This window comes from Nostoc sp., assembly GCF_036916985.1.
Lineage (GTDB): Bacteria > Cyanobacteriota > Cyanobacteriia > Cyanobacteriales > Nostocaceae > Nostoc.
The window spans coordinates 1-25,527 of record NZ_JBALFD010000010.1; the positions used below are offsets into that span (position 1 = coordinate 1).

Consider the following 25,527-nt stretch of genomic DNA (forward strand, 5'->3'; position numbering starts at 1 on the left):
GCGTAATCTTTATGCCCGTACCAGGCACCACCGAATCTAGCGCAGCGTTCCCCAGTTGCGTCAATGTTCACAGTCGCGGTTTTTTCTTAACGCTCACACTTGACATTCAAGACAGTCGCTACGTCTAATACACTATTTTAAGCTTGCCACATAGCATATTGTTATCCTTTATGCTTAAGGATGAAAAGTCGCTACGTCTAATACACTATTTTAAGCTTGCCACACCAGTAGGAGGCAAGAGGAATACCCATTAAAAAGTTTAGGCTGCCACCGCGATCGCCAGATGAACGAGTTTCAATAAGGAAGAATATTATTTATTCTGCCTATAAAGGGCAAAGTTTTAAACAAATATTCAGATACTAGCGGACTCGCTTTGCGTGTCGCTATCACCCAGTCAAACAAAACTCATAGCTTTATTCTGACTCCTGAATTCTGAATTCTGAATTCTGAAATAACATGACTTGAAAAATAGTAACTTTCGTTTATTGGACTAATTCAGGTAAAGTAGCTTCTAACTTGAGACAGTTAGCACCATTAATCTGCAACTTGTAATCGACTTTATCCATAAGACGATTCATAATCAGCCAACCATAACCACCTTCTTGTTTTTCCATAGGATTTGGAGCGTAGTAGTTAGACATATCAAAACCTTCGCCGTAGTCCCAAATTTCTAGGGCAAGATCCCGATCTTTCACTTCCAAACGTAGTAAAATCGGTAAATTTGGTTGATCCCTGTGAGCATGACGGACTGCATTTGAATAAGCTTCCACTAAAGCCAGTCTCAAACGACTTGATTGCCGCGACCAATCTACAGATTCTCCTAGTTGAATTTTCAAGCATCCCAGCAACCAGTTTTCGACAATATTCAGAAAATTCAAGTCACTTGGTACATGAAGCTCACTTTTCATGACTTACAAAATCTCCAGCGAAAGTATAGTTTGATCATCTTCTTGAACGTGATTATCTGCCTGGATGCGAGCTAGTAAATGGTTAAGAGAAAGTGGTTGTTGCTCTTCTTGTAGGAGTTGCCAAAGACCATCTTGATTCAGCATCGAACGGTTCTCTGGTTCAACTCCAAGCACAGTTTTTACTGATGAATCAGGACTACTTGATACCATTGCTTCTGTAATTCCATCGCTGGCTAGTAACAATGTGTCTCCAGTAGCGAGAACCAAGCGACCAGATTGCGCCTGCCATTTGGGTAAGATCCCCAAAGGAACGCTACGGACTTTAAGATAATTGGGATTGTCGGCTAAAGCCGAACCGCGTGACCATAATAGTGGATAGATATGACCGGCATTAGTATAGACGAGTTCCTTAGTGCTAGGGGTATAACAAGCTAACACAAGAGTGATAAAATAATTGTTGCTAATTAAATCTTCACTGAGAGCGTGGTTGAGGTTCTGCATGACCACATTCGGCTCTGCTGGTGTTTCTTGAGATAATTCTCGGCGCAAAACTGAAATAATACTAGCCATAAATAAAGCCGCTGGGACGCCCTTGCCAGAAACGTCACCCACCGCCAACCACAAATCGCCTTTGGGATGGACAAACACTTCAAAAAAATCGCCCCCTACTTCCCGCGCCGGATAGCAGCAGGCTTGCACCTTCACCCCTTTGATGTCAGGTAAAGTTTGGCGTAGCAAATTGTATTGAATTTGGCGAGCTACTTCTAACTCAGTGTGAATCTGCTGTTGTTTTTCTTGGAGGCGCTGGTAGAGTTTTGCTTGAGAAAGCGCTAAGGCTGCTTGTTCGGCAACACCTGCAATTAGTTGGATGTCTTCATCTTCCCAAGGGCGATCACGTCCCCATTGGTGCAGGGCCAGCACAGCTAATAGATGCTGCTGATAGCTAAGTGGTACAACCAGATGGTGACAAGGATTACCATCATATACATCTTGAGCAAGTTGATAATGACGGGTTTCCAGGACTTTTTCAATTAAAACACTGGGGTCAAAAAAACAATCAGATACAGAAGATTTAGGATCGTGGTAAAAGAACTTGTCTTGTATCAGGCGATCGCCCTCTACTGGTCTGAGTAAGCAACTGGTAGCTTCAAATGTTTCTCCAATAGTTGCGACAATTTTTTGTAGCATACTGTCGTAGTCTAAAGACTCCCGAATTGCCGTTGTCACCGCATTAACCAAAGATTCTCGTCGTAGGGCCCGACGTAACTCTTTAGTGCGCTTCTTAACTAGGCGATATGTATCAGTAGCTTGCTCAACTAAGCCTCGAAGCCGTTCAGGATTCCAGGGTTTAGTAATGTACTTGAATACCTGACCAGAGTTAATCGCATCGACTAAATCTTCGACATCAGTAAAACCAGTTAACAAAATCCGAATCGTGTCTGGAAAGCGTTCTACGGTGCGACTAAAAAATTCAGTCCCATTCATTTCTGGCATTCTTTGGTCAGAAATAATCACCGCCATTTCGCCAAATTGATCTAAGATTTCCATAGCACCAAAGGCATGATTGGCTTTATATACTTGAAAATCTCGCCTAAAAGTGCGGTAGAGTAAATCTAAGTTATCTGGCTCATCATCTACCACCATGAGCTTAAGTTTTTCCGCCCCATTCTCAGCCATATTTGACTTTTTTTTCACATATTTGAATGGCGAGATAGTATGATGTTTATCCCACCTGATAAATAACAGAAAATCAGAGAAGCCATTCACTTTGAAAATATAACTTTCTCAAAGTTTTGAGTTTCTCTTGATCGTCCTCAATTGTTCCACACCAAAATTAAATTTATCCAACTAACCCAGAACGCAAGGCGCGGACTGCTGCTTGGGTACGGTCATCGGCACATAGCTTATTCAAAATATTGCGAACGTGAGTTTTAACAGTGCCAACTGTGATGTAAAGTCTTTCCGCAATTACTGCATTACTACAACCTTCGACAATCAACTGTAACACTTCCAATTCCCTTTCTGTCAGGGTGTAAGGTTGAATTCCTTCCAGATTCTCAAGAGAATCAGGGTTAGGGGCAATAGTTTTAGTACCGACAAAAGCCGATTCCAACTTTTGGGGATTTTGTTGCGCTTGTTGTAATACAATCCGAGCGATCGCCGGATCGATCCAGGCGTTGCCATTGTAAGTTACTCGCACTGCTTCCAGCAAATTATCAAATTTGATATCTTTCATACAGTAAGAGTCTGCACCAGCGGCAAAAGCAGCCAACACCGCCTCTTTATTATCCCGTAGCGTCAAAATTAACACTTTTGTAAGTAGCTGCTGCCCATTAGTAGTAGATTTTACCTCCCGTGTTAACTCAATGCCATCCTTATCTGGTAAACCAATATCTACAATGGCAATATCTGGTCGTACCATTTTTAACATCTTTAGCCCCTCAACAGCATTGGCAGCTTCACCTACAACTTCAATTTCATCCTTTTGCTGTAGTGCTGTCCGAATACCTACACGAGTTAGGTCATGATCTTCAATTAAAGCGATACGAATTTTACTCATAGCCAACTTCAGCCCGTTACACTACCTTAACCATAAAGTCGAGTTTCGTGACATACTCCCACACTAACCGCAAGTAGTATAGTGGGGGCTTCTATTCCCGGAACCAGAGTTGTCAAAAGAGGCAGGGGAGCAGGGGGCAAGGGGGAAAACTGAGACGGAGCTTGTACTCCGCCCCAGTAAGAGCGCCCTTTATGGCGGGGCTTCTCTACGAGACGCTCCGCGAACATACCCATATTCCGCTCCGCTCCACGGCTCCGGGACTCTTCTTTTGCTCCCCCTGCTCCCAGCAAAGTGCCCCTCCGCTTCTTCGATGAGTTGAGCGTTTTATACTGAGTGAATATTAAACTTTAACAATAAAAGCTGGACTGGTTCAGCCCAAGTACAAGCGCCCAATACTAATTAGTTTAATTATGCTTTCTATTCTTGCAGGACAATGGGGTGTCTTTCTTGTGAAAGTTCTAATATAAAAAATTTGATAAACTTAACATTCATGCAAAACCTGGTGTGAGGATTACTCAAGAATAGGCTATGTCTAACGGCAATCAAGCATTTTCAGTGTTGGGGATACCAGTTCATGTGATGGCTAACTATCCAGGCTGGTTGTTAGAATGCCTGCATGCAGGCAAAGGAACTCATGTAGTAACGCTCAATGCAGAAATGACTATGCAGGCAGAGCGAAATCAATTATTAGCTCAGGTCATTAAAAATGCTGAACTCGTGATTCCAGATGGAGCCGGGGTTGTTCTGTATTTACGCTGGCTGTTATGGCAAAAAGTGCAGCGTTTTCCAGGGATTGAATTAGCAGAAAAGCTTTTGCAAGAACTTGGGAAACAGAAGACAGGAGCAAAGATATTTTTTTATGGAGGAGCGCCTGGAGTCGCCGCAAAAACGGCGGATTTTTGGCAGCAGCAAATTCCAGATTTAAGTATAGTAGGCACTCACTCAGGCTACCATTCTCCAGAAGAAGAAGCGCAATTACGACAAACTCTTGCTCAATTGCAGCCACAAGTGATTTTTGTCGGTTTGGGAGTGCCACGTCAAGAGTTATGGATTGCTGAAAACCGCCATTTGTGTCCTCAAGCAATTTGGATTGGCGTTGGTGGCAGTTTTGATATTTGGTCGGGAACTAAAACTCGCGCTCCCGCCTGGTTAGGAAATAATAATTTGGAATGGTTATATCGCCTTTATCAAGAACCTTGGCGTTGGCGGCGGATGTTGGCTTTGCCAGCTTTTGCAGTGAAAGCGTTTGTTTATCGTTTCACAGCAAGGGGTGCAATTAGTTAAGAGTGCTGAGTTTTGAGTGCTGAGTGCTGAGTTCTGAGTTCTGAATTCTGAGTTTTGAGTGCTGAATTCTGAATTCTGAGTTCTGAATTCTGAGTGTTCTTACTTAGTTAGTATTAAAGTCTTCAAAAAGTTTTAAATTTTCTTTCTTGAATTTAAATTCCCAGGCGAAACCTGGGAATCCTTATTTTTGAGGGGAACGTCACATCTGAGCCACCAAGCTGTTTAGTTGTGGGTATGAGGAAAATTTAACAATGCCAGTATTAACAACTCAAGTTAAGACAGATAAATCCGTTCATAGAGAGGATAGTGAAACTCAACAGCGCGTTAGTAATAGTACTGCAAAGGTGCTATTGCAATCTGTAACCAAGACTTATGCTAACGGCACTCACGCCTTGTTGAATGCGAACCTTGAAGTGAAAAAGGGAGAATTTCTGTTTATCACAGGGCCGAGTGGTTCTGGTAAATCAACGCTCTTAAAATTGCTCTATGCCCAGGAGTTGCCTACACAGGGAGAAGTAATTGTTGATGAATGTAATGTAGCGGATTTGCGGGGCGATCGCTTGTCATTATTGCGGCGACGGATTGGTATTGTGTTTCAAGACTATAAACTCATTACCCAACGAACAGTAGCAGAAAATGTCACTTTTGTGCTGCAAGCTCAAGGGTATACCCGTAAAGAAATTCAACGACGTTTAGAACCAACCTTAAAGCTGGTCGGTTTACTGAGTAAAGCTGACTGCTTTCCAGATCAGTTGTCTGGGGGAGAGCAACAACGGGTGAGTATTGCCCGTGCGATCGTTGGTACACCACCCTTGCTGTTAGCGGATGAGCCTACGGGAAATCTCGATCCAGATAATTCCTGGCAAGTGATCCAGATTCTCCAAAAGTTAAATTCCTTTGGGGCTACAGTAATTGTCACCACCCACGATGAACAATTAGTACGGCGGTGCAATCATCCGGTAGTGCAAGTCCGCAATGGAAGGCTGTCTCGAAAATAAGGATTGGGGATTGGGGACTGGGGATTGGGTATTAATTAGGACTCATCGTTTAACTAATGACCAATGACTAATGACCAATGACTAATAAACTTTGACCGAAAACGAAAAGGATACAATCCCCTAAATTTATTTTTGGGGATCATTAATTTTTAATTTTTAATTTTGAATTCGGAGCGTTCGCCCTTGGCGTCTCGTAGAGAAGCGACGTGACTTTTGCTGATATGGGTGTAAAAGTTGTTGCTGTTTTGGGGGATAAAACTTGTAGGCGATGGTCTCCGACTGACCGGAGGTCATCGCAAGCTTGTAAACTTTTAAAAGCTGCATCTCGAATCGCAACTTCTTCTTCTCGACGAAGTAGGAGTTGCAAGCATTCGACAATATCTTGCTGCACTGAAGAATCAACCCGCTTACGGCTGATGAATTTAGTTAGTTGACGTAGGGCAATCAACCGCTTCAATGGATCTTTTTCTGTTAAATTGACCAATAACTGATCTAGGTGGTCTTCTTCGCGATTTTCATAGAAGTTGACAATTTGCCATACCAATAAAACTAAAGTTAACAGGGTTCCTACACCTTGCGCGATCGCACCAGCAGCAATCCAGTGACTATGAGATTCAACCCATATTGCTGCTGCCATGTAAGTGCTGACAGTAGCAATACCACCACTGACAACTGCTAAGGCCAAGCGACGATTTGAACTGTTTAAGAAATTACGTATTTTAGACCAGCGTAACTGCCAATCCCACTCCTGCATTGAGTAAACCAATACCATTACCCCAATGCCGATTAAGAGAGCCAATAGCAGTTTCCAGTTCCACATCAACATGGCGATGACGATTGTCAAGAACCCAAGAAAGCCCCCAGGCCCAGAAAAGCGCCTAAATGTTTGCTGCTTTATGGCTCCCTTTGTCTTGAATTTTGTCAGCGACCAGTTCCAGTCGGGGATCTGGTTGATCAATTGCTGCCAAGAAGACGAAGCCTGTGCCACAGTGTTTACCTACTTGATTACGAAATTACTTATTGTATAAGTTTTACTATGGATGAAGAAAGAATGAAGGTTCAAACCACAAAATGTCTGGTTTGATAGACAGATAGTAGACTAGTACAGCACAGCGCAAATTAAGATACCATTTTCAACGGCTCAGAGCAAGGGCATCTTGTACGTAAGTCTTAATTAAAGACAAAAACGAAAATTATCAAGGGTGAATTGTCCATCAAAAGTACAGAAGGTAACGCTGTAGATGTTATTCACATTGATAGATAATAAGGTATTAGGGGAAATTGCCGAGTCTGAGTTGGCAAGATTAGAGGCTGGTAGTACAGTTTGACCAAGCAGTTGCCGATCGCGATCGTAGGCGGAAAGCACTAGCCGTTGCGAACTAGTGACAAAGGCGCTAACCGAACTAACCGGACGCAAAAAAGTAGCTTCTAAAAATCCGCTTTTGGGCGCTCCCATTAAAACTGTTAGTCCTGAATAGCTTGGAAACGCTGGATTTGATGGCTGTATTGCTAAAGAATTATGAAAAATGACTCCCCAACGTTCATATTGCCGCTCTACTGCTTCAAAACACTTTAAGTCTTCTAAGTCTAAAGAAATACAAGTAGGTACAGTAATTCTGGCAGCATCAATAGCTGACTCAACCTGACCCCGCCAAGCTGAAGCTTTAATTTCGTTTTGTATACTAAAGTTGTCAAGTGCAAATTTAGCGTCTTCAATCGTTAGTAGTTTATTTGATTGAAGAGTAGCCTGCTTTACCATGACATCCCGCCTTACCATTACTTAGATAATAATCAGATTAGTTATACATTAAATACTATTTTTCCACATCATATAGAAGTAGGATTAATAGCTTACTAAAACAAGCGTTTTCACTATTGTTGACGCTCAAAATGATTTATCGATTTTTTGATAGATTACCATAAAAACTTATGCTGAATTCAAGCTGGAGTGATACTCGCTACCATGAAAAACCCTTATAAAACAGTATTTTCAACGTTAAGTTACTTTTTATCATGAAAAAAAATCACCAAATCTTTACAAGTAATCCAGTAATTTTATATCTACTTAATCTGACTGTGGCAAGAAGTCTTAGCTGATTGGTTCGTGGATAATAACAATGACCACGAAGTTTGAACTCAACACGTAAACATCCAAAGTGACTAAAGAAGAGGCGGGGGAGGAAAGATGCGTGAACGTGGAGAAATAATCAAATACTTTCTTTGTATCCCTGCATCCCAAGTTTCTTTTTTCACTTATGCCAACTAATCACTACAGTTAACAAAGAATACTTATGTTTCAACCACTAGGATTTGAACAACGCTCCATAAATACCTCACTAGGTAGGATGATATATTATACTGCTGCTGGAGCGCCTTGGGAGGGCGATGTGACTGCCAAAGATGATCGAGAAACTTTGGTATTTCTGCACGGCTTTGGTGGTGGATCTTCTGCTTATGAGTGGTCGAAAGTTTATCCAGCTTTTGCTGCTGAATATCGGGTCATTGCGCCGGATTTGCTCGGTTGGGGTAGGTCTGAGCATCCGCCACGGAGTTATAAAATTGAAGATTATTTGACGACGATTCGGGAGTTTTTTGAGCAGACTTGTACTGGGCCAGTAACAGCGATCGCTTCTTCTTTGACCGCAGCATTTACAATTCGAGTAGCAGCAGATCATCCTGATTTATTCAAGTCTTTAATTCTTACCACCCCCGCCGGACTTTCCGACTTTGGCGAAGACTACTCCCGGAGCTTTTTTGCCCAGTTAGTTAGCGTTCCTGTTGTTGATCGTTTACTTTACAGCACTGGAATTGCCACTAGTGGTGGTATTCGCGGCTTCTTAGAGCAACGGCAATTTGCTAAATCTAATCGAGTCTACCAGGAAATTGTAGATGCTTATCTACAATCTGCCCAACAGCCGAATGCTGAGTATGCAGCACTATCCTTTGTACGTGGCGATTTATGCTTTGACTTATCCCTTTACATTCAACAGTTGACGACTCCCACTGCCATTATTTGGGGAAAACAGTCAGAATTTACAGGGCCCTCAATTGGTCGCCGCCTTGCCGAAATCAATCCCCAAGCAATCCGATTTTTTCAACAGGTGGAAGATGTGGGATTAACACCACAGTTGGAATTGCCGGCAGTGACAATTGGTTTAATTCGCAAGTTTTTGCCTCTGCTTAATTAACAGTATCAAAACTGCCTCCGTGGTTTCAGGGGTATTACAGCACTTCCGGCAGCTATGAGGTACATCCTCAAGTCTGAAAGCTTTGATAGGAGAGGGCAAGGAGAAAAACTGTATTGCATAATAGCCGGAAGCGCTGTAAATAGCAATTCTGAATAATTTGTGATAAATAAGATCCCCGACTTCTTTAAGAAGTCGGGGATCTGCCGATTGTAATTCTCACAAATCAAATAGGATTACTAGAGAAAATAGTATCAACAAAAGTGAGAAAACTATTTGTCTTTTAATCTAATATCAATGACAGTTGCATTGAAGTTGTAATTAAAGCCTTCTAACTCAAATGGCATCCCAATTTTTACTTTACTGTTACCCAGAACTGGCCCACTTTCAGTAACTTGGGCTTTGCCGTCTAAAGTCAAAAGAAAATCTGTACTATAATTGTTGGTCTTGGGATCTGGAAGTTCTTTGACAGTACCATCAGGTTGGAAAACATTGACTGTTCTAGGTAGCTGTTGAATAGATTTGATCTCAATCTGTCCGTAGGGTTGGTTGCGGATAATTACATTAGTTTTTCCGCCTTTTTTTAAACCATTATCGATTAATTTTTCCGGGTCACGTACATTCAAACCACGAACTACTAAGTCTACTTCAATAGGTACTGTTTTCGCACCAACTTGGGCAACAGAACCAGAAGTGCCAGGAAAGACAAAGATGCCAAATATCACTAGCAGAATTACCAGCGCAGCACCTAAATCTAGGAGGTTTATTTTGCCAAACAAGCGGCCTTTGGAATCTAAAATAGCCATAAAAACTTTTCCGAGGTAATAGCGAAGTAATTGATTGTAGCAAGAAGGTTTTCGATGGAAACGATCATTTTCCCTATTTGGTAATAACTCAAAGCATCCGAGGGTTGCGGTTATGCGACAGTTGATCACGAGTTCGTAAGTTCCAAGGAGCGGCAGCTAACCCTCAAACTTTTACTTGTTAACAATGACGCAGCTAGAAAGTAAAATCTAGTGTTGAAGCCTATCTTTAGAGAGAATCCCTAGTCCCCCGCAATTCGGTAGATTTGCCTAAGAATTATCTGTATAACAACTCCTTTGGGCTGAAGTTAATAATGCAACTTAGAATACTTTAAATCCGTCTCATAATTTGTCCCATTATTTTATGTTCTCCCGAAATAATCTTCAGAGCGTATTATGTTCAACTGGAAAGGTTTTGTTACAAATTACCGTATGTGGCGGCGTGGTTGGTTTTATCCCCTAATTTCGGTGGTAGTTGCCCTGAGTCTGTGCCTAAGTACACCCTTGCCTGGAAGAACTTTAGATTTCTTGCCTCTTCTACTCCAAGGATTTCAGGCATTTCAGCTTTCTAATATATCTCCTAATCAAGAAGTTGATCTTGGTAAGCAGATTAATCAGGAATTAGTCAGCAGTCAAGTCCGGCTTTACCGCAATCCCGAAGTTAATCGTTATGTAGAACAAGTTGGTCGGCGTTTAGCAGTAAATAGCGATCGCCCCAATCTCCCCTATACTTTCCAGATAGTTCAGGATGACTCTATTAACGCCTTTGCGACCTTGGGCGGCTATGTATATGTCCACACAGGTTTGCTGAAAACCGCAGACAATGAAGCGGAACTAGCAAGCGTACTCGCCCATGAAATTGGTCACATTGGCGGAAAACACGTAGTCAAGCAGATGCAGCAAAAAGCCCTTGAAAGTGGTCTATTAACAGCTGCCGGCTTAGATCGGAATTCAGCAGTGCAAATTGGTGTACAGTTAGCGCGAGACTTACCACGCAGTCGTAACAATGAATTTGAGGCCGATCAAAGAGGACTACGAACTTTGACACGTACTGGTTATGCCCAATCTGCAATGGTCTCTTTTATGCAAAAGCTGCTGAAAAAGGGTGGTTCTGCGCCGACATTTTTAAGTACACACCCCGGAACTAGCGATCGCATTGATGGTCTCAGACGTGCAATTAACTCTCAACCTAGTAATGAAAAATATGGCTTGGATAATGCTAGTTATAAAGCTAATATTCGGCCATTAGTGGGGTCTTGACAAGATTGGGCATTGGGCATGGGGTATTCCCCTTACCTCCTCTGCCCCTCTGCCTCTTCTGCTTCCCCTGCTTCCCACTCTCAATTCTGATGGCGGCGAGCAACTTTGATTTTAGCTGGATCAACGGTAATTACAACCTCTTCTAAAGGCAGGGTACGGATATAGTTTTTAAAGATATTAACTTGATAAACCAACTGATTTGTGACATCCAATCCAGTCAACCAACCACTCCGGGGGTGATAAGCGCCAGTATCTATGTCTAGCCAACCCCTTCCTTGTGCTAGTTTCCCAGGAGAAACACCAGGCAGGGTAAAGGTAATAGTGTGACCGATAATAATTTGCTTATCTGGGAAGTAGGGTTTTTCAATGCTGTGAAATTCCTCTCGTATCCAGCACAGTTCATCGGCTGTTTGTTCTGTCACCGACTTGGAAGGGTCAACACCAGCATGGGTTAACCAAATATCCCCCAAGTCAAGGTATGTAGGCAAAGCTTTTAACCAATCCAGATGGTCGTCAGGAATTGGAGCTTCTTGGTAACTGGCTACAGTCGCTTGTCCTCCACCATACAGCCATGCTTGCATCGTCGAAGAAGAAGTCCTTTCATTGGTCAGAATGTTTAACAACATCTGCTCGTGATTTCCCAGTAAACATGGGTAGTTATTTCGTTTAACAAAATTAACTACTTGTGCGCTATGAGGCCCGCGATCAATTAAGTCTCCCAGAAAATAGACTTGATCCTCTGACGTGGGGGCGATCGCCTCCAACAATGTCATTAAGCCTTCATAGTGTCCATGCACATCCCCAATTACAATTCGTCTGGGGCTAGTTTCGCTCATTGTCTCTTAGCTACAATAGTTTGGCTAATACTTCTGCTACAGTTTACGCTGTCTGCTTTCCGCAATAGAAGGTAAAAATACTGGATAATGTTTATTTTATTTTAATTCTTGTACGAGTAATAAACTTAACTTATCAAATATATACAAGGGTAGTTGTTTTTCAGATATCACTTATAATAACGATGGCTTAAGACTAGCTTTTTCTGCTAATTTGAACTACTTAGCCGAAAATTTAGGCTCTTGCCATATTCATCACTTTCAACTTCACAATGTCTAAGGATTTCTCTACTGAAATTAGTTCGCGCATCTGCAAGCACATGAATGACGATCATGCTGATGCTGTACTGATTTATGCTAAAGCTTTTGGCGATGTTACAGATGCAAGTGCAGCCGAAATGCTGTCAATTGATGCACAGGGTATGGATTTAACAGTGCAAGTGAATGGGGAAGCTGTACAAGTTCGCATCCAGTTTGATCGTGTTTTAACAGATGCGGAAGATGCCCATCAAACTCTGATTGCGATGGTGAAGCAGGCGCGGGTGAAAGCTAAGTAGAAATCGCTTTAGCTTAGATCCAATCCAATACTTGTCGGTTAAGGGCAAAAGGGTAAGGGGAAAAGGGAAAGAAAAAACCTTTAACCTTTTCCCAAAACCCAATTCCGAGTTAAAAATGCAAAACCCGAGCAGTATTGAGATCCAATCTTGTTTTGCTTATTGATTTTCTCAAACTTGCGGTACTAGTCTGTCAAATTATTTTGAGGGTTAGAGAGACGCGATAAATCGCCGTCTCTAGAAGTAATTTATCCATCAATTATTTATTGACAGACTACTACGGTTCAATCAAATGAAAAATGCTGTATATTACTGCCCATTAGTAGTTGTTGATTGAGGAAATGGTAGAGATTCAGGCTGAGGCTGAGGTTTCGGCTGAGGATTGAGAAAATCCTGCCAAGCCTTAATTTGCTCTTGTGCTGCGCTGTAAGCAGCACTACCGCGTGGAATCGATTTAGCAATGTCAATGCCTCTAGCAATATCAGACTGACCTTGAGAGCGTGCTATTTCTAACAATTGCTGACTCCATTGATCAATAGCCTGATTCGCATCCATACGTAAGATGCTATTGTTGGAAACGCTATCTGCTAGTCGTATTGCCTCAACCAAGGATTCTGGAGTGCCAGCTGCTCCCACTTCCTGGGCTTTTTTCCAGTTTTCTCTAGTACGGATTTGCCCTTCCCAGTCATTGATTGCAGCTTGCGCGTCCCCAGAAAGCGCCCTTCCTGATGAAGCAATTTGTTGAGCTGCGTTGATGGCGGCGGTGAGATTTCCACTCTGAGCCAGTTCTTGTGCTTGATCTAAGTAGGGTTGGTCTTGAATTCGTTGAATCTTTCCAACCCAAGTACGAATTTTTTTCCGTGCTTCTGGATATAATGCACGACCTCTACGAATTTCGCTGGCTTGGGCGATCGCAGCTTGCAAGGAGTTAATATCGTCGAATATTGCTATCTGTTCGGCGCGGTCTAAGTAAGGTTGGTCTTCAATTGTTTCTATTTGGGCACTCCAGCGATCCATCTCTTGCCTAGCTTCTGTGGCCCTGGGATTACTAGCAGGAATCAGCTGTATTTGGGCGATCGCTGCTGTTAAATTAGGCACTGTTCCCTGGCTAGCCAATATTCTCGCTTTTTCCAGATTGGCAACATCTTCAATTTCCAGCTGCCAACGAGCAATTAGTTGCTGCGCCTCGTTATACACTGGTCTGGAAGGAGAAATCTGTTGTGCTTGAGCGATCGCTGCCTGTAAACCAGAAACGTTACCGATCCAAGCACTCCTTTTCGCATCAGCTATGGCAATAAAGTCATCGGTTTCACCTTGTAGTTTCGTACTTTCCGGTATTTGCCTAGCAATATTCAGCGCTTCATCCGCATCTTTCTTATCTAATTTTGCCTTTGCTAATTCCAGCATTTGGCGTCCAAATGCGGGAATCGCTTGTTGAGCTTTTTGGTAAAGGTAACTTTCTTGCCCAATTGACTCGGCTAACTTGATTGCTTCTAATAAATTATCGACTACTTTGCTATTTGCTAAACTTTCGGCTTTGCCTAACTTATCCCCATCTTCCCGCGCTGTAGCAATTAGACGATTCAATTGGTCGTATTTCGTACCCGCCCAATATTGATTATCTACGCGCAGCATTTTAGCAGATAACATAAAGGCCGATTGCCAGCGCCGTTCCTTGACTTCAGCGATCGCACTGTTGTATGTAGTTTCTGCCTTTGACCAAATTAACTCCCATTTACCAATTTGTTCATCGACTAACTTATAAGCTGCCACATCTTCGGGTATTTTCTTAGCAGTAGCGATCGCTTCTTCTAAATTCCCTGTTTGGAAACTTTCATCAGCTAGCTTCAAAATATCCCGCGACCATTCTTCGATGAAACGATCAATTTCTCCATGTAGCGGGTGATTTTGTGGTAGTTGCTTTACCAGAGCGATCGCTTGCAATAGGTCGTTAACTGTTTGCTTAGAAGCCGCTAACTGAGCGCAGTGTAACCGCACAGAAGCACTAGCTAGAGGCCAGAAAATCGAGGGGCAATTAGGAGCAGCTGGCAACTTGAACAGCATTGCCATTGCCAAGAATCCTACACTGCCGGGAATCAACATTAATAGTACTAGCCACAATGTCCAGCTTTTCATCCAGCGTGGCCATTTATCAGAATTATTACTGATTTGGGCTGTTTTTTTTGAATTACTATCTATAGGTAATCCTTTCTTATGGTTTTTTTTTCGCCGCTTCACTGACTTGGAGTTAGAACCAGTAGCAGGGGCATCAAATGGCTGAGTTTCACCGAATTGCTCTGTTCGGGATAATCTTTTGTTTTGATCTGGCTCTCTTCCACTGGCTGAAGACCAACTGTCTGGAATATCCCGCTCTGTCATTTCTCACACCAAAATAATTGAATAGCGCTCTGTTTTAGGTCGATAATTCCATTGTTGACATAGTAACTTTCTCATGATTAAAAAGCTACTTTTTTGATTATCTCTCTCCACAGAGTACCATTATCAATCTCAAAAATCAGTGCTATTTTATACTTTATCCTGAAATAGTAGATTCAGCTTGCAAATCGGCAATTAGTTGAGCTAACTGATCGTTGCTTGCCTGATAGACATTACCGCAAAAGTCGCAAGTTGCTTCAGCACCATTATCTTTAATAATCATATCTTGCAGTTCAGCTTCTCCCAAAATCTTCAATGCCCCCAAAACGCGATCGAAAGAACAACCGCAGTGGAAGCGCAGCATTTGCCGTTCGGAAAAGATTTCCAGCCCCATATCTCCCAACAAGTCGCCAAAGATTTCCGGTAAAGTCTTCCCAGCTTGCAACAATGGCGTAAATCCTGCTAGACCGGCAACCCGTGATTCCAAAATTTCTACTAGAGCTTCGTCTCTGGCGGCTTTGGGTAATATTTGTATCAGTAATCCTCCAGCCGCAGTTACTCCCGTTGCTCCCACAAACACACCTAAAACTAAAGCTGAAGGTGTTTGTTCGGAATTCACCAGATAATGAGCTACATCATCACCAATTTCGCCAGAAACTAGTTCTACAGTACTAGAGTAAGGATAACCATAACCGATATCCCGCACAACGTAGAGGTAGCCGCCACCCACTGCACCACCAACATCTAACTTACCTTTGGCATTAGGAGGCAATTCTACAGATGGATTAGCGACATATCCGCGTACAGTACCATCTAAGCCGGCATCTACCAATATCCCACCCAAAGGCCCATCGCCCTTTACCCGAACATTAACCCTCGATCCAGTTCGCTTCATACTAGAAGCCATTAACAAGCCTGCCGCCATAGTCCGGCCCAGTGCTGCCGTCGCCACATAAGAAAGCTTGTGGCGCTGCCGTACTTCTTCTGTTAAACGTGTGGTGATCACACCTACGGCACGAATTCCACCTTCGGCTGCTGTTGCACGAATTAACTGATCCGCCATGAATAACCTTACATTTCTTAACAAGTTCACTTTTTCTATTCTAAGTTCTCTGCTGCGAGAAAAGTAACTTAGTAGGGCGCTACGCAAATAAACGGCTGTCATTGGTCATTAGTCATTGGTGATTTACAAAGGACAAAGGACTAATGACTAAATTAGAAATAGCGATGTCTCATCTTTAGGTAATCTGATAAAAATGCTGGGTAATTTTCAACAAAGCCAACTGCGGATCGAAATCGAAGCATCAACAGATGCAATTCGTGACAGTCTGCTGCATCCCGTACAACTAGAAAAATGGCTTTTAGGACAACGCTTTGCGCCAGGAATGCCAGAAGAACTGCTTCCCGGATTCCAGTTTACAACCTGGACTGGGCCAGTTGCGATTCATCATCAAGTAAACGTTGTCAAATCCAACTGTCTCCGCTTGATACTCAGTGGAGGTATTGATGGGTTCCACGAATGGTATTGGGGAGAAGGTTGGGTACAGTCCCGCTTGGAAGGAGTTTCAATTTTGCCCTTAAATTTGGGTCAAACCCTGAGTTTGTTAAGCTTGCGTCAGTTTTTGGCAACTCAAGAACGTTAAATCGACTGAACGTAGAAGGGGGATTTTCCTTGTCTCTAAGACTAGCCCTTTCAAGACAACTCGAAAAATCTCTGTTTTTCTATCTGCACCACGGACACTTTGCTTAAGTCGGGAAACCCTCCTATGCAGGTGTCCTATTTTGTGCATCTGCGGTTTAAAAGTAATTTATCTAACCACAGAAAAGCAGAGAACAATTTTTAAGAATCGGCTGTCAAAACTTGTTCAACTGTTAATTCTAACTGGGGTAAAGTTTGAGATTGAATGCGTTGTTTCCCGCCGCAGGCATCACTACCAAAAAACTCTACTGGTTCGTATAATTCCTCAATCAAGGTCAAAACAGTCACTTTGTTCGTTAATGGATCGACAATCCAATACTCTGGAATATTTAAAACGTTATACTCAACTCGCTTGGCAGGGTAATCTACAATTTTTGTTGACTCACTAACGACTTCCACCACTAATAAGGGGGCTGGTTCGTTGAGTTCAATACTGCCTCTCGGTTTCTCAACTCTCGCCACTGAGGTAACGGAATCACAACTACATCTGGAATCCTCGATGTATCCCATCTGCCAGCACGGGTGGAACGAACACCGATAACCGTTTGTTTAGAAGTCCAATCCCACTTTAGTCGGAGAATTTCTCCTCGGAAACAAACATTGAGAAATTCTGTTACCGCGGCATGTTGCCCACTTCCCAGACTTATGGGAATTAGTTCTCCATTGACCAATTCATAGCGCGTATCAGTGCCATCATCATATTTCAGGTATTCCTCAAAGGTTAGTTTTGGGGTGGTTATAGTTATTGCTTCCCCTGATAATTTTTTTACCTTGGTTTTACGACTAACACTGAACAATTAGCCTCTTCTACAACTTGACTGCTAACAGAACCCTGAACAATTCGCTTCATCCCCATCAACCCTCGACTGCCAATTATGATCAACTCAGTTTTATAAATATTGGCAAGACGAATAATCTCTTCAGCAGGATCGCCAGTTACTAGTTCTAACTCACTTGTTATTGATAATTTTTCCTGATAGGATTGCAGTTGTTTTTCAATCTGAAAATAAGAAAATGTTGGCGACTCTGGCTGAGGACGATCAGCTGGTAGTTCCATCTCTGACTCTGGTGTGGGAAACACATGACAAAGAATAAGCTTGGCATCTTTTGACAAAGCCAAATTATCTAAAGTCTGAATTACTCGTTCTGAAATTTCCGAACCGTCCAGAGCTACCAAAATACTATTTAGCACCGCTCTCGCCTCCTAAAGAGTAGACCTCTTACATAAGTATCTAGCAAAATCCGTCGGCGGCGACACTAAACCAATTTTTATTTGTTAATTATATATATTTGAGAATAGTTGAGGCTTTACTATTAGGTCAGTTTCACGCCACTTTTATAGTATTGCCTTGTACTGACTGGGCTGGAGAAGCTTTTCACGAGTTTCTGGGAAAGGAAAATTCTCTCCCAGAAACTACCGTCGGTAATGCCCGACTTGTGGACGCTTAAAGAAAGGGCAGCTGAAGGTAGGATAGCAAATGGCGTGCATTAGCGTAGCTTACCGTAGGTATCGCTATCCAAACTTTTAGTTATAAGAAAAAATTAAGCATTCCAAATTACTCTTCTTGCTGAATTCGGCGTCGTACTGAATCAGCATGAGAAGGTAAACCTTCTGCTGTTGCTAGCACATCAATAGCACCAGCCACTTTTTGCAGTGCGGTTTGGGAGTATTGAATAATACTGGAGTGCTTGAGGAAAGTTTCAACCCCCAATGCCGAAGCATAGCGGGCAGCGCCAGAAGTTGGCAAGGTATGGTTAGGGCCTGCCAAATAGTCTCCTACGGCTTCTGGTGTTGAGTAACCTAAAAAGATTGCCCCAGCGTGGCGAATCTGTGGTAGAAGTGCCCAAGGGTCTTTGACTTCTAATTCTAGGTGTTCGGGGGCAAATTCATTTGAGAGTTCTGCTGCTGCTTCGAGCGATTCTACAACGACAATCAAGCCGTAGTGAGCGATCGCTTTTTCTGTGTCTATTCGCCGTGGATGATCTACTAGCTGTCTTTCCAAGGCTAATTGCACGTTTTTCGCCAAAGCAGCATCCGTCGTCAACAAAATTGCTGCCGCCATTGGATCGTGTTCGGCTTGGGCTAGCAAGTCAGCAGCTACATGCATCGGATTTGCAGTTTCATCGGCAATCACCAGCACTTCGCTAGGGCCTGCCAAAGAATCAATACCGACGGTGCCGTAGACAAGTTTTTTCGCTAGGGTGACATAAATGTTACCAGGGCCAGTAATCACATTCACTTTCGGAATCGTTTCTGTACCATAGGCTAAAGCGGCGATCGCTTGTGCGCCCCCAATGCGATAAATTTCTTGCACCCCTGCTTCTTGGGCAGCTACCAAGACTGCGGGATTAATTGCACCCCCTGGCCCTGGTGGTGTCACCATTACCACATGGGGTACAGCAGCAACATGAGCCGGAATTGCATTCATTAGCACTGTACTGGGATAGGCGGCACGGCCACCAGGCACATACAACCCGGCTCGATCTACGGGGGTGTAGCGTTTGCCCAACACTACTTCATCGTCGCCAAAATGTACCCAGCTTTTCGGTACACGCTGACGATGAAACGCTTCAATTTGGCGGCAAGATAGCCGAATTGCATCAAGCAATTCCTTCGACACCTGTTGATAGGCTGCATCCAGTTCCGAGCCTGTAACTCGGAGTTCTTCTGCTTTCAGGGTTTGTTTGTCAAATTCGGCTGTGTAATGCAATACAGCTTTGTCGCCTTGGCGCTTCACTGCTTGCAAAACTTCCCGCACCGTTGCTTCTTTGTGAAGCACCTGTTCGTCATGGGTGCGATCGCAGATCCGTTGTAGTTCTGCTCTAACGTCTGCCTGCTGAGTAATGATTCGCAGCATGGAGTAAGGACAATGCCAAAATTATAATATTGCCACCTGAGATTTAGTATTGCTCTTGACCCACTGGGGTGTGCAAGCTGACTCTAATTCTCTTCTCTAGCTTAACCTGAATTTTTTTGATACTCTCAAGACTACCAGCATATAGTTTGCTTGAGAAGGCAATTTAATTGCTCAGTTCCACAAGCCTCGGTAGGCTAGTAGCAAAAAGCAGGGATGCCATTCCCGCTACCCTTATGCCCTTATTTTCACTACTTGCTGAGTGCAAGTGGTGTATTCACCTAATCTCCCGAATTACAGAGAGTGTGATCTGAGTATAATTTTTACTTATTTTCCTAACTTTCAGTAGTTGTTAATCTGTGTATAGAGACGATGTATCGGTTCTATACTTAAAAATCCCTGAAATTTAACTCTTTACAGTTCTTTGCCTCTGACAATACATCAGCTTTACAGGTATAAGATTGTATTTTTTGGCAATCACATTGCTTAATCAGGTTGTGATGAGTTAGGGTGGCAGTCCTTAGATGTATCTGAATATTTTAACGCATTTCCTAAATTGACGAAATACGGAATCGGGGAGTAAGGGACTTCCAACTAAAAAAATATCCCGTCGTTTCGGTGAGCAGGGCAAGCCGGGAAAGCAGGGGACGCAGAGGAGGAAGAATCTTAACGATCATCTTCTCTCCCAAAATTGAATAATTTAATTTCTGGAAGTCCCTAAGGAAGAGAGAGGAAAGGGTGGAACAATAACTGTTGATTATTCATCCATACTCATTCCCAGAATTTTTTTAGGAAATTATAACATTGGCAATTTGGATGCTATATTAGTAAGTCTAGTAGTGTGTGTACATAATTAATAGTATTTTTGGAATTGACTGTGGCGAATACAAAGTCTGCTCTCAAGCGTGCCGAAATCGCAGAACGTAACCGACTGCGTAACAAAGCTTACAAATCAGCAGTCAAGACGCTGATAAAGAAATACATTAATGCTGTAGCTGCCTATACAGCTAATCCTAGCCCAGAATTAAAACAAGAAGTACAAACCAGGTTATCTGAGGCTTACGGCAAAATCGATAAAGCGATTAAACGGGGTGTCCTTCACCCCAACAATGGGGCAAGGAAAAAATCAAGATTGGCTCACAGACTAAAACCCCTCACCCAAACAGCTGAGTAGTCATTGGTCATTTGTCCTTCGTCATTTTTGACTAAGGACAAACAACAAAGGACAAAAGATGCAACTGATAGACACGCACGTACATCTCAACTTTGATAGTTTCCAACCGGATTTAGCAACAGTGCGATCGCGATGGCAAAAAGCAGGTGTAGTGCGTTTAGTACATTCCTGTGTTCACCCAGAGGAGTTTGCCAGTATTCAATCCCTAGCCCAAGAGTTTCCCGAAATCAGCTTTGCTGTAGGGTTACACCCTTTAGATGCTGAAAAATGGAATAGCGACACAGCCGAGAAAATCAAAACTTTAGCAAGTTCTGACTCGAATGTGGTAGCAATTGGCGAAATGGGACTGGATTTTTACAAAGCTGATAACTACGAGCATCAGCTGATGGTGTTCGAGTCACAGTTAGTGATCGCCTCGGAACTCAACTTACCAGTGATTATCCACTGTCGGGATGCTACTGTGGCAACCAGAGAAGTGTTGCAAAAATGGCGGAAACTCCAAGGGGAAAGAGTACGGGGTGTCATGCATTGCTGGGGAGGAACGCCAGAAGAAACCCAATGGTTTCTCGATTTAGGCTTCTACATCAGCTTTAGCGGAACAGTAACGTTCAAAAACGCCAAAGCAATCCAATCTTCAGCAGCGATGGTGAGTAGCGATCGCCTACTGATTGAAACAGACTGTCCATTTCTGGCTCCAGTTCCCAAACGGGGCGAGAGGCGCAACGAGCCGGCTTACGTCCTTTATGTAGCCGAACAAGTAGCTAAATTGCGCCAGGAAACGGTAGAGGCGATCGCCCATCAAACCACCCAAAATGCCTGTGAATTATTTGGATTATCAGTATAGAATATGTCCTAGTATCTTTTGTTAAGTTGTGCTAAAAAAATAAACCTATAGGGGGACAAAAATATGCTAATATTATTCCCTCAAAAACATTTTGCTTGCGCCATAATGATAAAGGAAGGAGCCTAAAACTTCTCATCTGAATTTTCCGTGCTGTTATGGCTTCGCCATCCTCCCAATCTCTACAAGCGGATGCTCTCCACACATGACTAAGCGTGCCAACTCAAATTGAGCTAGACTTTTGCAAAACATCAGCTTAGTGTGTATCGAAATCTATTGAAAATCGTTAAACAAAATTGCCTTGTGAGTACAATCCAGCAAAATGAAGTGATTCTGATTCAAAATCGACGAGGTGCGGATCATTCCCTCAGTCTTAGGATATCTAGGATATCACTGAGAGTATAGCAGGGTGGATTTAAGACACACTGTGTGGAGCTGCGTCAGCAAATTAACGCGCTTTTTGGAGGGAAAGTGAGGAAACTTAGATCAAATTCCGGAATATTTCAACCGTATATTCTGAGGGGAATGAGCGTGGGGCATTGGATGCGGACCAGAAAAGCTTTCAGCAAATTCTCACCTGCTTGTATGCTACTACAGTTCTTATTAAGAGCGATTATCCCCTTGTCAAGATTGCTCATTCCAACCAGCTTTAATCGCTGTGTTTGCCCACACGTTTAAATAAGCAAGTGTATTAAGAAAAAGTTCCCCAACAGCTAAGGACACTGGCTAGCAGTGGGAAGCGTCAAACAGTAGTGTCCAAGGGAAAATTTAACCAGGTTGACAAAGGTAGAGGCATGACTAAAGAAACATATATGGAACCCGCCTTTCTGTTGCCCGACTTGATTGAAATTCAGCGGTCAAGCTTTCGCTGGTTTTTGGAAGAAGGGCTGATAGAAGAACTTAACTCCTTTAGTCCTATCACAGATTATACGGGTAAATTAGAACTGCACTTTTTGGGTCATAACTACAAACTCAAGGAGCCAAAGTACAGCGTCGAAGAAGCCAAGCGGCGGGATAGCACTTATGCCGTCCAAATGTATGTTCCCACACGGTTGATTAATAAAGAAACTGGGGAAATCAAAGAGCAAGAGGTATTCATTGGTGATTTGCCTTTGATGACTGATCGCGGCACGTTTATTATTAACGGTGCCGAGCGGGTAATTGTCAACCAAATAGTGCGATCGCCAGGAGTTTACTACAAATCAGAAATAGACAAAAACGGGCGACGTACTTATTCAGCTAGCTTAATTCCCAACCGGGGAGCATGGCTGAAATTTGAAACAGACCGTAATGATTTGGTGTGGGTACGCATCGACAAAACCCGCAAACTCTCAGCACAGGTACTATTAAAGGCTTTAGGGTTATCAGACAACGAAATCTTTGATGCTTTACGCCATCCAGAATATTTCCAAAAAACCATCGAGAAAGAAGGGCAATTCTCTGAAGAAGAAGCCCTGATGGAGTTATATCGCAAATTGCGTCCTGGTGAACCACCCACGGTATTAGGTGGACAACAACTCCTCGACTCTCGTTTCTTTGACCCGAAACGTTATGACCTTGGTCGCGTCGGACGCTATAAGCTAAACAAAAAATTGCGCCTTTCTGTCCCAGACACCATGCGGGTGCTGACTGCTGGCGATATTTTGGCAGCCGTCGATTACCTAATTAACCTAGAGTATGACATTGGTAGTATCGATGACATCGACCACTTAGGTAATCGTCGTGTGAGAAGCGTCGGTGAATTGCTGCAAAACCAAGTGCGGGTCGGCTTAAACCGCCTAGAGAGAATTATTCGGGAACGGATGACCGTATCCGATGCGGAAGTGCTAACTCCTGCTTCCTTAGTGAACCCCAAACCATTGGTAGCAGCAATTAAAGAATTCTTTGGTTCTAGCCAGTTAAGTCAGTTCATGGATCAAACCAATCCTCTCGCAGAACTGACCCACAAACGCCGTCTGAGTGCCCTTGGCCCTGGTGGTTTAACCCGCGAACGCGCTGGTTTTGCCGTGCGAGATATACATCCAAGTCACTATGGACGTATTTGCCCCATTGAGACACCAGAAGGCCCCAACGCCGGATTGATTGGCTCCTTAGCAACCCATGCGCGGGTTAACCTGTACGGCTTCCTCGAAACGCCATTTAGACCTGTGGAAAATGGGCGAGTCAGATTTGACCTGCCTCCAGCCTACATGACAGCCGATGAAGAAGACGACCTGCGGGTTGCTCCTGGTGATATCCCTGTAGATGAAACTGGACACATCATTGGGCCACTAGTGCCAGTCCGGTATCGCCAAGAATTTTCCACCACAACACCAGAACAGGTTGATTACGTAGCAGTATCTCCAGTACAGATTGTGTCGGTAGCAACCAGCATGATTCCCTTCTTGGAACATGATGATGCTAACCGAGCGCTGATGGGGTCGAACATGCAACGGCAAGCAGTACCCTTATTGAAGCCAGAGCGTCCTTTGGTAGGTACTGGTTTGGAAGCCCAAGGAGCAAGAGACTCCGGGATGGTGGTTGTATCGCGTACCGATGGCGATGTCACTTATGTAGATGCCACGGAAATTCGTGTCCGTCCTAAAGCTAACACCCCTGAAATTAGATACACCCTTTCCAAGTATCAACGTTCCAACCAAGACACCTGTTTAAATCAGAAACCTCTCGTCCGTATTGGTGAGCGGGTTGTTGCTGGTCAGGTATTGGCTGATGGCTCCTCCACTGAAGGCGGTGAATTGGCACTAGGACAAAATATCGTAGTTGCCTATATGCCTTGGGAAGGCTACAACTACGAAGATGCAATTTTAATCTCTGAAAGACTGGTGCAGGATGATGTTTACACCTCAATTCACATTGAAAAATATGAAATTGAAGCGAGACAGACGAAACTGGGGCCAGAAGAAATCACGAGAGAAATTCCTAACGTTGGGGAAGATGCCTTGCGCCAGCTAGATGAACAGGGAATCATTCGCATTGGAGCATGGGTAGAAGCTGGTGATATCTTAGTAGGAAAAGTTACACCCAAGGGTGAATCAGACCAACCACCAGAAGAAAAACTATTGCGGGCGATATTCGGTGAAAAAGCGCGGGATGTACGGGATAATTCCCTGCGAGTTCCCAACGGTGAAAAAGGTCGCGTAGTTGATGTGCGCTTGTTTACTCGTGAACAAGGTGATGAACTACCACCGGGAGCCAATATGGTAGTCCGGGTGTATGTCGCCCAAAAACGCAAAATCCAAGTTGGTGACAAAATGGCAGGACGCCACGGTAATAAAGGGATTATTTCTCGGATATTACCAGCGGAAGATATGCCTTATTTGCCCGATGGTTCACCAGTGGACATTGTACTTAATCCCTTGGGTGTACCCAGTCGGATGAACGTCGGACAAGTATTTGAATGCCTTTTGGGTTGGGCTGGTCAGACCTTGGGAGTACGATTTAAGATTACTCCCTTTGACGAAATGTACGGTGAAGAAACATCCCGCCGAATCGTACATGGCAAATTACAAGAAGCACGGGACGAAACAGGGAAAGACTGGGTATATAACCCAGATAACCCAGGCAAAATTATGGTGTATGACGGTCGTACAGGTGAACCCTTTGACCGAGCAATTACCATCGGTGTGGCTTATATGCTGAAGCTGGTGCATTTGGTGGATGATAAGATCCACGCTCGTTCCACAGGCCCATACTCACTGGTGACTCAACAACCCTTGGGTGGTAAAGCACAACAAGGTGGTCAGCGGTTTGGAGAAATGGAAGTGTGGGCATTGGAAGCCTTTGGTGCGGCTTACACCTTACAGGAATTGCTCACAGTTAAATCTGACGATATGCAAGGACGGAATGAAGCGTTAAATGCGATCGTTAAAGGTAAGGCAATTCCTCGGCCTGGAACCCCAGAATCCTTTAAGGTGCTAATGCGCGAGTTGCAATCATTAGGGTTAGACATTGCCGTACACAAGGTAGAAACCCAAGCAGATGGCAGTTCCCTAGATGTGGAAGTCGATTTGATGGCAGACCAATCAGCCCGTCGCACACCTCCCCGACCAACTTACGAATCTCTTTCCCGCGAATCGCTGGATGATGACGAATAAGGAGTGCTGAGTTAAGGAGTGCTGAGTGCTGAGTTAAGAAGTTAGAAATAAGAAGTTCTAAGTTAAGAATTCTTCATCTGTAACTCACAACTCAACACTTACT

General features: G+C 43.5%; 23 protein-coding genes. 10 read left to right on the forward strand and 13 right to left on the reverse strand.

What is annotated here, in order from left to right:
- Positions 1-482: 482 nt before the first annotated feature.
- From V7L07_RS01955 to V7L07_RS01965, 3 genes are all read right to left on the reverse strand, one after another.
- Positions 483-908 carry an ATP-binding protein gene (locus tag V7L07_RS01955; RefSeq protein ID WP_335054562.1) on the reverse strand — a complete coding sequence of 142 codons (426 nt, stop codon included), beginning with the start codon at positions 906-908 and terminating at the stop codon, positions 483-485.
- A 3-nt stretch (positions 909-911) separates the two neighbouring features.
- A complete protein-coding gene (locus V7L07_RS01960) occupies positions 912-2,585 on the reverse strand; it encodes a SpoIIE family protein phosphatase (RefSeq protein WP_335054564.1) in 1,674 nt (557 codons plus the stop codon).
- 163 nt (positions 2,586-2,748) lie between these two features.
- The gene (locus V7L07_RS01965; protein WP_334734067.1) at positions 2,749-3,468 is read right to left on the reverse strand and encodes a response regulator transcription factor; all 720 of its coding nucleotides are present in this window, start codon (positions 3,466-3,468) and stop codon (positions 2,749-2,751) included.
- Positions 3,469-3,996: 528 nt separating this feature from the next.
- On the opposite strand from V7L07_RS01965, the gene V7L07_RS01970 reads away from it, so the two are divergent.
- Both V7L07_RS01970 and ftsE read left to right on the forward strand, forming a co-directional pair.
- The gene (locus V7L07_RS01970; protein WP_335054566.1) at positions 3,997-4,752 is read left to right on the forward strand and encodes a WecB/TagA/CpsF family glycosyltransferase; all 756 of its coding nucleotides are present in this window, start codon (positions 3,997-3,999) and stop codon (positions 4,750-4,752) included.
- A 251-nt stretch (positions 4,753-5,003) separates the two neighbouring features.
- Positions 5,004-5,750 (forward strand): cell division ATP-binding protein FtsE, encoded by a 747-nt coding sequence (gene ftsE / locus V7L07_RS01975; protein WP_335054568.1) that lies wholly within the window; start codon positions 5,004-5,006, stop codon positions 5,748-5,750.
- A gap of 142 nt (positions 5,751-5,892) precedes the next feature.
- On the opposite strand, the gene V7L07_RS01980 is transcribed toward ftsE, so the two are convergent.
- Both V7L07_RS01980 and V7L07_RS01985 read right to left on the reverse strand, forming a co-directional pair.
- A complete protein-coding gene (locus tag V7L07_RS01980; RefSeq protein WP_335054570.1) occupies positions 5,893-6,738 on the reverse strand; it encodes an armadillo-type fold-containing protein in 846 nt (281 codons plus the stop codon).
- 186 nt (positions 6,739-6,924) lie between these two features.
- On the reverse strand, positions 6,925-7,509 hold the full coding sequence (locus V7L07_RS01985) for a hypothetical protein (protein WP_335054572.1): 585 nt from the start codon (positions 7,507-7,509) through the stop codon (positions 6,925-6,927).
- A gap of 532 nt (positions 7,510-8,041) precedes the next feature.
- On the opposite strand from V7L07_RS01985, the gene V7L07_RS01990 reads away from it, so the two are divergent.
- Complete coding sequence (locus V7L07_RS01990; RefSeq protein ID WP_335054574.1) at positions 8,042-8,938, forward strand: alpha/beta fold hydrolase; 897 nt, start codon at positions 8,042-8,044, stop codon at positions 8,936-8,938.
- Between the two features lie 269 nt (positions 8,939-9,207).
- Here the strand turns inward: V7L07_RS01990 and V7L07_RS01995 are convergent, their stop codons facing one another.
- Positions 9,208-9,741 carry a DUF4330 domain-containing protein gene (locus V7L07_RS01995; RefSeq protein ID WP_179065968.1) on the reverse strand — a complete coding sequence of 178 codons (534 nt, stop codon included), beginning with the start codon at positions 9,739-9,741 and terminating at the stop codon, positions 9,208-9,210.
- 393 nt (positions 9,742-10,134) lie between these two features.
- Between V7L07_RS01995 and V7L07_RS02000 the strand changes: the two genes are divergently transcribed.
- Positions 10,135-10,998 (forward strand): M48 family metallopeptidase, encoded by an 864-nt coding sequence (locus V7L07_RS02000; protein ID WP_335054576.1) that lies wholly within the window; start codon positions 10,135-10,137, stop codon positions 10,996-10,998.
- A gap of 80 nt (positions 10,999-11,078) precedes the next feature.
- Here the strand turns inward: V7L07_RS02000 and V7L07_RS02005 are convergent, their stop codons facing one another.
- Positions 11,079-11,834, reverse strand: coding sequence for a metallophosphoesterase family protein (locus V7L07_RS02005; protein WP_335054578.1), 756 nt, complete (start codon positions 11,832-11,834; stop codon positions 11,079-11,081).
- A 269-nt stretch (positions 11,835-12,103) separates the two neighbouring features.
- Here V7L07_RS02005 and V7L07_RS02010 point away from each other — a divergent pair, with 269 nt between their 5' ends.
- Positions 12,104-12,388 carry a DUF2470 domain-containing protein gene (locus V7L07_RS02010; protein ID WP_335054580.1) on the forward strand — a complete coding sequence of 95 codons (285 nt, stop codon included), beginning with the start codon at positions 12,104-12,106 and terminating at the stop codon, positions 12,386-12,388.
- Positions 12,389-12,694: 306 nt separating this feature from the next.
- Here the strand turns inward: V7L07_RS02010 and V7L07_RS02015 are convergent, their stop codons facing one another.
- Complete coding sequence (locus V7L07_RS02015) at positions 12,695-14,764, reverse strand: chromosome segregation ATPase (protein ID WP_335054582.1); 2,070 nt, start codon at positions 14,762-14,764, stop codon at positions 12,695-12,697.
- Between the two features lie 154 nt (positions 14,765-14,918).
- Positions 14,919-15,824 (reverse strand): Hsp33 family molecular chaperone HslO, encoded by a 906-nt coding sequence (gene hslO, locus V7L07_RS02020; RefSeq protein ID WP_335054609.1) that lies wholly within the window; start codon positions 15,822-15,824, stop codon positions 14,919-14,921.
- A gap of 193 nt (positions 15,825-16,017) precedes the next feature.
- Here hslO and V7L07_RS02025 point away from each other — a divergent pair, with 193 nt between their 5' ends.
- Positions 16,018-16,404: a hypothetical protein gene (locus V7L07_RS02025; RefSeq protein ID WP_334779631.1), complete on the forward strand. Its 387-nt coding sequence runs from the start codon at positions 16,018-16,020 to the stop codon at positions 16,402-16,404.
- Positions 16,405-16,601: 197 nt separating this feature from the next.
- Here the strand turns inward: V7L07_RS02025 and V7L07_RS02030 are convergent, their stop codons facing one another.
- Genes V7L07_RS02030 through V7L07_RS02040 form a run of 3 tightly spaced genes read right to left on the reverse strand, consistent with a single transcriptional unit; the run spans position 16,602 to position 17,652 of the window.
- Entirely contained in the window at positions 16,602-16,862 is a 261-nt protein-coding gene (locus V7L07_RS02030; protein WP_442935992.1) for a Uma2 family endonuclease, read from the reverse strand.
- Entirely contained in the window at positions 16,862-17,257 is a 396-nt protein-coding gene (locus tag V7L07_RS02035) for a Uma2 family endonuclease (RefSeq protein WP_335054586.1), read from the reverse strand. Before V7L07_RS02035 ends, V7L07_RS02030 begins: the two co-directional genes overlap by 1 nt.
- On the reverse strand, positions 17,227-17,652 hold the full coding sequence (locus tag V7L07_RS02040) for a universal stress protein (protein WP_335054588.1): 426 nt from the start codon (positions 17,650-17,652) through the stop codon (positions 17,227-17,229). The genes V7L07_RS02035 and V7L07_RS02040 overlap by 31 nt, the downstream gene beginning before the upstream one ends.
- A gap of 98 nt (positions 17,653-17,750) precedes the next feature.
- Here V7L07_RS02040 and V7L07_RS02045 point away from each other — a divergent pair, with 98 nt between their 5' ends.
- Entirely contained in the window at positions 17,751-17,909 is a 159-nt protein-coding gene (locus V7L07_RS02045; protein WP_335054590.1) for a hypothetical protein, read from the forward strand.
- A 107-nt stretch (positions 17,910-18,016) separates the two neighbouring features.
- Here the strand turns inward: V7L07_RS02045 and hisD are convergent, their stop codons facing one another.
- Positions 18,017-19,318, reverse strand: a complete 1,302-nt coding sequence (gene hisD, locus V7L07_RS02050; protein WP_335054592.1) for a histidinol dehydrogenase — start codon at positions 19,316-19,318, stop codon at positions 18,017-18,019.
- Positions 19,319-20,192: 874 nt separating this feature from the next.
- Here hisD and rpsT point away from each other — a divergent pair.
- The 3 genes from rpsT (at position 20,193) to rpoB (ending at position 25,424) form a co-directional block, all read left to right on the forward strand.
- Positions 20,193-20,489, forward strand: a complete 297-nt coding sequence (rpsT, locus tag V7L07_RS02055; protein ID WP_334695566.1) for a 30S ribosomal protein S20 — start codon at positions 20,193-20,195, stop codon at positions 20,487-20,489.
- Positions 20,490-20,547: 58 nt separating this feature from the next.
- On the forward strand, positions 20,548-21,333 hold the full coding sequence (locus V7L07_RS02060; RefSeq protein WP_335054594.1) for a TatD family hydrolase: 786 nt from the start codon (positions 20,548-20,550) through the stop codon (positions 21,331-21,333).
- Between the two features lie 791 nt (positions 21,334-22,124).
- A complete protein-coding gene (gene rpoB, locus V7L07_RS02065; protein ID WP_335054596.1) occupies positions 22,125-25,424 on the forward strand; it encodes a DNA-directed RNA polymerase subunit beta in 3,300 nt (1,099 codons plus the stop codon).
- Positions 25,425-25,527 lie beyond the last annotated feature (103 nt).